Source organism: Acinetobacter sp. WC-323 (assembly GCF_000314615.1).
GTDB classification, from domain to species: domain Bacteria; phylum Pseudomonadota; class Gammaproteobacteria; order Pseudomonadales; family Moraxellaceae; genus Acinetobacter; species Acinetobacter courvalinii.
In genome coordinates this window covers 63,462-72,203 of the sequence record NZ_AMZS01000023.1, presented here as the reverse complement: position 1 = coordinate 72,203, position 8,742 = coordinate 63,462, and the positions used below count along the sequence as shown (strand labels likewise).

The 8,742-nt window shown below is 41.4% G+C and carries 9 protein-coding genes; 2 read left to right on the top strand and 7 right to left on the bottom strand.

Annotation, left to right across the window (positions count from 1 at the left end; all coding sequences use genetic code 11):
* Nucleotides 1–234 precede the first annotated feature (234 nt).
* Nucleotides 235–1,224 (top strand): restriction endonuclease, encoded by a 990-nt coding sequence (locus ACINWC323_RS15310; RefSeq protein WP_032881081.1) that lies wholly within the window; start codon nt 235–237, stop codon nt 1,222–1,224.
* Nucleotides 1,225–1,289: 65 nt separating this feature from the next.
* On the opposite strand, the gene asd is transcribed toward ACINWC323_RS15310, so the two are convergent.
* From asd to ACINWC323_RS15335, 5 genes are all read right to left on the bottom strand, one after another.
* On the bottom strand, nt 1,290–2,141 hold the full coding sequence (asd, locus tag ACINWC323_RS15315) for an archaetidylserine decarboxylase (RefSeq protein ID WP_009508893.1): 852 nt from the start codon (nt 2,139–2,141) through the stop codon (nt 1,290–1,292).
* Entirely contained in the window at nt 2,138–2,986 is an 849-nt protein-coding gene (locus tag ACINWC323_RS15320) for a sulfurtransferase (protein WP_009508895.1), read from the bottom strand. Before ACINWC323_RS15320 ends, asd begins: the two co-directional genes overlap by 4 nt.
* Nucleotides 2,987–3,306: 320 nt before the next feature.
* On the bottom strand, nt 3,307–4,530 hold the full coding sequence (pncB, locus tag ACINWC323_RS15325; RefSeq protein WP_009508829.1) for a nicotinate phosphoribosyltransferase: 1,224 nt from the start codon (nt 4,528–4,530) through the stop codon (nt 3,307–3,309).
* A gap of 146 nt (nt 4,531–4,676) precedes the next feature.
* Complete coding sequence (locus ACINWC323_RS15330) at nt 4,677–5,156, bottom strand: ankyrin repeat domain-containing protein (protein WP_009508811.1); 480 nt, start codon at nt 5,154–5,156, stop codon at nt 4,677–4,679.
* 128 nt (nt 5,157–5,284) lie between these two features.
* Entirely contained in the window at nt 5,285–6,808 is a 1,524-nt protein-coding gene (locus ACINWC323_RS15335; RefSeq protein ID WP_032881079.1) for a catalase, read from the bottom strand.
* A 196-nt stretch (nt 6,809–7,004) separates the two neighbouring features.
* On the opposite strand from ACINWC323_RS15335, the gene dtd reads away from it, so the two are divergent.
* A complete protein-coding gene (gene dtd, locus ACINWC323_RS15340) occupies nt 7,005–7,445 on the top strand; it encodes a D-aminoacyl-tRNA deacylase (RefSeq protein ID WP_009508821.1) in 441 nt (146 codons plus the stop codon).
* 49 nt (nt 7,446–7,494) lie between these two features.
* On the opposite strand, the gene ACINWC323_RS15345 is transcribed toward dtd, so the two are convergent.
* Together ACINWC323_RS15345 and aciT are read right to left on the bottom strand one after the other, a co-directional pair.
* Entirely contained in the window at nt 7,495–7,974 is a 480-nt protein-coding gene (locus tag ACINWC323_RS15345; protein WP_005228046.1) for a hypothetical protein, read from the bottom strand.
* Between the two features lie 148 nt (nt 7,975–8,122).
* Nucleotides 8,123–8,458: a ciprofloxacin tolerance protein AciT gene (gene aciT, locus ACINWC323_RS15350; protein ID WP_005228048.1), complete on the bottom strand. Its 336-nt coding sequence runs from the start codon at nt 8,456–8,458 to the stop codon at nt 8,123–8,125.
* Nucleotides 8,459–8,742: the final 284 nt, after the last annotated feature.

The following is an 8,742-nucleotide window of genomic DNA, read 5'->3' as shown; positions in this document are numbered from 1 at the left end:
GATGCCTGAACTTATCATTTTTGTTTTATGTTCTGGAACTTCCTGTTCCTGATGAGTTCATATTAGGCAATTGAGCTTGGGTTGAAAATGGGACATTGACGTTAGTGAATGTAAGCAAAAACGTACAGGTTTTTTGTTAAACTCAACGACATCAATTGACGTACTAGATAAACTTTTCCTTTACTATAAACAAAAGATAATTACATAATCTTATTATAAAAAGGGGGTAAGTTAATGAAAGCAATAATGATTAGAAGTCCAATGTCTGTACTAGAAAATGACCATATTGGATATGGTTGGGCTAAAGTCAATTTTTCAGAGTATAAAAATGCTACTGATGTAATTTCTAAAATAAATGAAGAATATACTAATGGGATTGGTAGACATTCAAATAGTATCAAAAAATTCTTTAACTTAGAAAATGGAGATATTGTTGTCGTACCATTATCTAAAGCAGTTGCTATTGGTATCGTAAATGGTAAAAAATCTTTTGATCAGAATCTAGCCAAAACTAAAGCTTGCAATCTTGTTTCAGTAAATTTCTTTAGAACTAATAATGGGCATATTCTAAGAATACCTAGGAAATCCCTTACACAAGGGTTTGAAAGTCGTCTAAAAGTAAGAAAATCAAATACAAATTTAAATGATTTTAAAGAAGAAATTGCTAGAATTATTGATTCTATTGAATCGAATGGTGCATATAAACAAGAAACATACTTGCTAGAGAAAATATCAGAAGCAGAGCAAAAATTTAAAAAAGATCTTCTTACTTCTATAACTTCTGGAACAACATGGTTATCTGCTGGAGGAAATGGGTTAGAACAACTAGTTAAAGAGCTTCTTATTATTGAAGGTTATACAGCAGCTATTCAACCTAAAAATCAATCTACTGGTATCTCTGATATAGATATTATCGCAAGTCGTATAGACCGCTTTTCGGAATCAAATTTATTAATACAAGTGAAACACCATTCAAACATATCCGGTAGTCACGGACTTAAGCAATTAATAGCTTTCAATGATTTTGAAGACATGGAACACCAAAAGTGGTTTATCACTACAGCAGATATGACTGACTCATCAATGGATCTAGCTTCTCAGAACAACATTAAAGTTATGGTTGGTTCTGATTTTATCGATTGGGTTTATGAAAATATTTCTGATTTATCTTATGCAACAAAACAACAATTAGGTATCATTGAAATACCCCTGCTTTTAAAATAATCATGCGATAATTTTTTAATAAAAAGCCCTTTAAATTTTAAAGGGCTTTTTTACAATTTTATCGATTAAACCGAATGACCTAAACGCTCACCCATCACTACAGTTGAATTGGCCTTGAACTGCTCTTCCCAGACCATTTTATCTTTTTCAAATAAAATCACAGCGGTTGAGCCAAGATAGAAGCGACCTAATTCCGCACCTTTATCCAATGGCATTTGATGATGTTGCAATTCAACACGGCCCGTCGGTTTTACCTTGCCCGTTGCAACTGTTTCAATCCCAGCAACAATCATTGCACCCACCAGAACGACCGCCATACGACCCAGTTCGGTATCAAATAAGCAGACCATACGCTCATTACGCGCAAACAAGCCCGGTACATTTTCAGCCGTGGTTTGGTTGACCGAAAATAATTCACCTGGGATATATAAAGTTTCGGTCAATGTGCCTGCCAAAGGCATATGCACACGGTGATAATCTTTAGGTGACAAATAGACGGTCGCAAACTGCCCTTCATGGAAAGGTTTGGCTAACTGCGGATCACCAATCAACTTTTCCACTGAAAAACTTTGACCTTTGGCCTGAAAAATATCACCTGCTTCAATTTTACCAAGCTGTGAAATCGCACCATCTGCAGGACAAACAATACTATCTGGCTGTTCATCAATGCCACGAATACCCTCTTTTAACGCACGGGTAAAAAATTCATTGAATGATTTATAGTGTTGCGCATTGCTTTGTTCAGCAATGCTCATATCAATTCCGTATTTGGCTTTAAATGCCTGAATAACAGCAGTTTTTACAAAAAGATTTTCACTTGCGGCAACCTTGCCAATCACACGGCTGAGTTGATGTTGCGGCACAAGATTTTGTGCTTTGATAAATAATTGTTTTTTTAAATCTGCTGCAAAACTCACAACGGCGACTCTCCTGAAATAATAGGACTATCGAGGCGATTGCCCCACTCACTCCACGCACCATCATAGGCTTTGACTGGCCAGTTAAGCAACCTTGCCAGAATATACGCCAAGCCAGAACGATGGTGAGACTGACAGTACACCACCACAGGTTGTTGTAAATTAAAGCCTAATTGTTCTAAACGTTGTTGTGTGCGTTCAAGCGGGTGTAATTTTAGATGATTTTCACGGTTTAGGGCAGTACTCCATTCAAAATGCAGTGCATTTGGGATGTGACCGCCGCGTCGCGCAGCCAGACGCAAGCCTGTATATTCATCATTGCTACGGCAATCCCACAGTTGAATATTCTGTTCTTCAACTTGATTGAGTAATTCCTGATATTCGACCCGATATTGCTGGACGGTGGCTAAATCAATCGACAATAGTTCCGCAACGGGTTTCACTGGATCGACTTCAGCCGTCGTCGGTAATCCAGCACCTAGCCAGCCATGAATGCCGCCATTAATCAGACTGGTATGCTGGAAGCCTAGACAATGTAAATTCCATATTAATCGCCCTGCCCAGGCACCGCCTTCATCGTCATACACCACCACGTGATGTTGCGGTGAAATATTCAATTTCTCGATGAGCGCCTGTAGCCCTTCTAAGTCCGGCAATACTCCATTGGCTTGTTCTTGTTGTGCCACGAGATATTTAGGCTGTAAATGGATCGCATGAGGAATATGCAGTTGTTCATACACCGATGCACGACTTAAATCGACAATACGAATTCGCTCATGTCCTAAATAGGGCACGAGTTGTTCAGGTTCTATCAGTAAACCCAGTTTAAAATCTACGTCAGTCATTGTTATGCTGTTTTGTCATCCGCCTTATGCGTAATTTTAGCATAGCCGACTTTTTATCTTTGTCTGATTTTTTGCATTCATTTAGCAGAAAAGAAGATATAGAGAAGTTAAATAATTGAATTTTCACTACAGAGTCTTACTGTGTTCTCATCCTATTTCGGGATAAGCCTTCGGCTCGACCTACTTTTGTTTCGACAAAAGTAGGCAAAACCATTGTCATCCACAAAACCTGTTCACTTCTTTCATCTATTTAACTGTATCACGAAAAAGACGTCTTGCTTATATCACGCTGGTTGTGGATGACGTTTACGCGTATCGAATTAAAGTTTTAAAGTCTTACTTGTTTCTTCAATATCAAACACCTGACGTAAATACGCCAAGAAGGTATCATTATCGGTCATGGTCTTACCTGGGCTATCCGAAATTTTTGCCACGGATTGACGATTACACTCCACCAATTTCAACACAATATTCAACGGCTTCTGCCCCATATCATTGGTTAAATTGGTGCCAATCCCAAAACTCACCTGAAAACGGTCTTTAAAATATTGATGCAATAACCAGGCTTTTTCCAGATTCAAGCCATCACTAAAGGTCAGCATCTTGGTCTTGGTATCAATCTTGAGTTTACGATAATGCTCAGCCGCCTTATCTCCCCACTCATACGGATCACCACTGTCATGACGCAAACCATCAAACAGCTTGGCAAAATACAAATCAAAATCGCGTAAGAATGCATCCATGCCGACTACATCGGTCAGGGCAATCCCGAGATCACCCCGATATTCTTGTACCCAAGCTTCTAAAGCAGCCTTCTGGAAATTACGCAAACGTACATCAAGCGCCTGAAAAGCCTGCAGGAATTCATGTGCCATGGTTCCAATCGGGCTAATTCCTAACTGTTTCGCTAACAGCACATTACTGGTACCACGAAATACCTTGGGTGCGGCAGCATGAAACGCTTGCACCACATGCTTTTGCCATTCAAAGCTATAGCGACGGCGTGTCCCAAAATCAGACACTAAAAAGGGAGGATCATTCTGTTGTTGTTCTTGGGCATAGTGTTGCAGTTGTACCAATTTTTGCTGTAAACGACGTTCGCCTTCTGCCAAAACCTCATCACTGCGGATACGGCGGAAATACAGTTCATTGACAATCGCTAGCACAAAGATCTCAAACATCATCGCCTGAACCATAGGCCCTTCAATCCGAATATCCAGTCGACCCGCCTCGTCAATACTGGCCTGAATAAAGCGACGTTTAAGCTGGAACAGTTCCAGATAGTCAACAAAATCACTTTTAATAAAACGTAATGAGCGCAGATATTGCAGCTCGTCTTCGGCAAAACGCAATTCACATAACCAGTCTAACTGCTGATTCAGCTCATCCAGAATCTCAACCAGTGGATAAACCGTATCTTCCAGATTTCGACAACGGAATAAATACACACTGTGCGTTTGTGGGAACTGATGTAACACCACCTGCAACATGGTGAATTTATATAAGTCGGTATCAAGTAAAGATTGAATAATGGGTGTAGACATGACTGACTAGGATCTATTCTCGTTCAAGCATTAAAGCATACTTTTGCACAGAAATGAGTCTGTCGATTGCAATGCATGATTTTTCACGAGAATAAAAGTTTAGTAATTATTTGAATTCAAAGTGTTGGCTTAATGAAGTATTCGTTTTATTTCGATGGCTGGATATCTTTTAAACGCTGCTGCTGTCCAAACTGTAGCGCAAACTGTTCTGCAGTAAGTTGACCCGTTGTGGCGGCATTGATATCACAGTCGACCTGACGCAACTGCTTGGCGATACTCCACTCTGCTTTCACGATTGCAGCCATCAGTGCGGTATGTCCGCGCTTGTCCCGGAGACACCGGTTGGCCCCTTGTTGCAGCAACAGTTTGACGGCATCTTTCTGACCATAGTAACTCGCCATCATTAAAGCGCTATATCCAGATTGATCCTGTACATCAATCGGAAAGCCGTGCTTTAAAAACTCGTGTAGGACTTCGGTATTTCCCACTTTGGCCGCAGAAAAGAACAGCTCGATCACTTCATCTGATTCGTTGACTGTGGCAGATGGCGTACCCGCATAGGCTGAGACCGATACACCGCTACAGAGTATGCTGATTGCAAATAATGCAGCTCGTAAATGAATCATCACAACATCCTAAAAATCTAAATAAGGAGTGCCTGTAACACTCGCCCTAGGTGCAGGAAAGGCTATTGAGGTTACAGGACTTTCTGGGGGTAACATTCAGGCACCTGTTACCACATCAATAAAAGCGTTTACTGGTCTTTCAACTGCGCTGCTTTGGCTTGCGCATTTTTAAGGTTTACACCCACTGCTTTGGCAAGACGTGTCCCATAATCGGCATCGGCCTTATAGAAGTAAGACACCATAATGGTTTTGGTTTCGGCATCTTTGACTTGCCCCAGATCCGCTGCCAGATTACGGATGAGGTCATTCTTTTCAACCGCCGAATAACTGCGGTAAAGCTCACCCGCCTGTTTAAATGGCTGCTGTTTCTGAATCGCCTGTTGCATAACCGTGCCTTCGAGTGGCGTAGCAACTGCACGCGCAATCTCGCTTGATGGCTTCGGTTCAATCGTACTTGGTTCATAATTGACATGAGACTCGGTTTGTCCCATGTTCATTGCCCCTTCCTGATTGTTGTTGTTTACCGCAACACGAGGACGGTTCACTGGAATTTGCTGATGATTGGCACCTAAACGGTACATCTGGGTATCTGAATACGAGAAGATACGGCCTTGCAGTAAACGGTCTTCCGATGGCTCGATGCCCGGAATCAGGTTACCGGGTGCAAAAGCAGACTGTTCGGTTTCCTGGAAGAAGTTCTTCGGCATCCGGTTTAGGGTCAAGGTTCCGACTTTCATTTCAGGTACTAAAGACTCAGGCCAGATTTTGGTCGCATCTAATGGATTGAAATCAAATTTATCCAGATCTTTTGGATCAAGCACCTGAATGTACAAGTCCCATTTCGGGTAGTTTCCGGCATAGACATTTTTATACATATCATTGGTTAGATGATTCCAGTCGCGGCCTTGTACCTCTTTCACCTGATCCAGATTCAGACCTTTTAGGCCCTGTTTCGAACGCCAGTTAAATTTGACGTATTTATACTCGCCTTTGGCGTTATAAAGTTTAAAGGCATGCACACCAAAACCATCCAGCGTACGGTAACTTTCCGGTGTCCCGAGGTTGGAATAGACATAGGTCAACATATTGATTGACCACGGCTGGCTTTTTAAGAAATCAAAAATTCGGTTCGGGTCCTGCACATTGGTCACCGGATCGGGTTTCATCGCATGGACAAAGTCAGGAAACTTGATCGCATCACGGATAAAGAATACCGGCAAGTTATTACCAACCAGATCCCAGTTGCCTTGCTGGGTATAAAACTTCACGGCAAAGCCATGTGGATCACGTGCGGTTTCTGGTGAGCCTTTCGGATGAATCACGGTAGAAAAACGAACAAAAACAGGTGTGGTGGTACCCGCTTTAAACATAGACGCGACGGTTAAATCCGACAAATCTTTTGTTGCAACGAAATCACCGTATACGCCTGTACCACGTGCATGGACCACACGCTCAGGAATACGTTCACGGCCAAAACGCTGTAATTTTTGAATCAGCTGGACATCTTGCAACAAGGTTGCACCATTCGCGCCAGCTGTGGTTGAGTTCTGGTTATCACCGACAGGCGCACCATTGTCTTTTGTTAAAGGAGCAGCATACGCGGTGCCTAACGTTGCTGCCATTATTGTGAATAAAAACGTTCGTTTAAACATACTGTTAAATCCAAAATCAAATACCTTTCCTGCACGGGGACTATACAAACAATTTAACAATAGATAAAAAAGATAATTTTAATAAAACAAATCGAAAAATAAGATCAAGCATTGCCAGGTCTTTTCTTGGGCCACGCTGTAACCGTATTAAATCTGCTAGACTGCGCAACTGACTGAACATTTAATCTTTAATTTTATGCGCGCATTAATTCAACGCGTCCTCGAAGCCAAAGTGGTCGTTGAGGGCGAAACGACAGGTGAGATTCAACAGGGCTTACTGGTGTTCTTAGGACTGGGCAAAGAAGATACCTTAGAGAAAGGCCAGAAGCTGATTGACAAGATTCTGAAATACCGGATTTTTGACGATGAGCAAGGCAAGATGGGCTGGAATGTCGGTCAGGCCAATGGCGGGATTTTATTGGTCTCTCAATTTACCTTGATGGCTCAAACCCAGAAAGGCTTACGTCCAGACTTTGGTCCAGCCATGCCGCCAGCCCAAGCCAAGGCATTGTATGAACAACTGGTGGAATATACCCGCCAACAATTCAGCCATGTGCAAACCGGAATTTTTGCAGCAGACATGAAAGTTCATTTAATCAATGACGGGCCAGTGACCTTTAATCTGGAAGTTGAATAATTTAAAAATATAAAAAAACTCCCGAAATGGGAGTTTTTTTAGGGCATTTTTATTTGCCTGTTTTTTCTTTAATAAATGCACGTGCCTGACGGATTTTTTCTTTTACCGGTTTGGGCACTTTAGGTGGAATCAGTTTTGCGGCCTGGTTAAACCATACCAATAAGCTGAAGTCTCCTTCCATTTTAATGCTGCCATCCTGCATACCGGTCATAAATGCAGTCGGGTCACCTTTCAACAAGGTTTTTACACCTTGCTCACTTGAAGCAAACTGCAAAATAAAATCGGCCTGTTCCGGTTGACCAGCGACCGTATCAATTTTGCCACGATTCACAATAATCTGGCGGGCAAAGCCGGCATCTGTACCGATCTGGATACGGAACTCACGGTCATGGACCAATTCAATAAACTTTGGGCTAGTGCGTGCCAATTGCTTCATACGTAACGCTAAACCTGCCACCAACAAATCCAATGGATCCGTGCTGACATCAACGATCGGTAACTTAACCACAGGTAAAGAAGAAAGCTTCATGACAATTATGCCTACAGTATTATGATGAAATTTAAGACAACAGTATCCTAGCATAATTGTCCAGTTGTCTGTAAAAGCTTTGTTGCAGAAAATTAATACAAAAAAGGCATGCTGAGCATGCCTTTGATGTTGTTCATATTATTATAATTTATCTGCTAGAACATTGTTGCTGGTCATCCTTATAAACCGGGGTATGTTCAATATACTGACGATTCGCCAATTGTTTTTGTGCCTGTTTATCTTCACGTAACAGAATAAATGTAACCATAATCATCGCAAGGCTCAAGGCGGTGAGATAGCTATAGGCGACTGACATCTCGAATATGGTTTGCGCACCAAAGCGTACCACTTCTAACAGTCCCCAGCACAGCATACCTGCCAACATAAAACCTAACCAACGACGATAAGGAGAAAAGAAAACAGCAATAATTGCGACAGCGATTAAGCCAAATCCAACCAACATGGTGAAATTCGCTGCTTCCATAGAAACCTCCGTCTTAAAAAGGATGGTCTGTCATTGGGTCCAGACCTCTATATTGTTCTGTAATCTCAAACAGTACTTGGTGTTGCATTAACGTCTGTATGCATTATGGAGAGTTTTTTTTAGAAAAAAAGAGCCTGAAATTAACCTTACGACATAAACTGTCGCAATATGCTTTTGTCATTACATTTTTTAAAATTACAAAAGTCCCAAATCTCCATATAGCATCAATTGCGGCGTGTCATTACAAAAAACTATCGATGTTTTTAGGCTTAAAAAAACTTTTT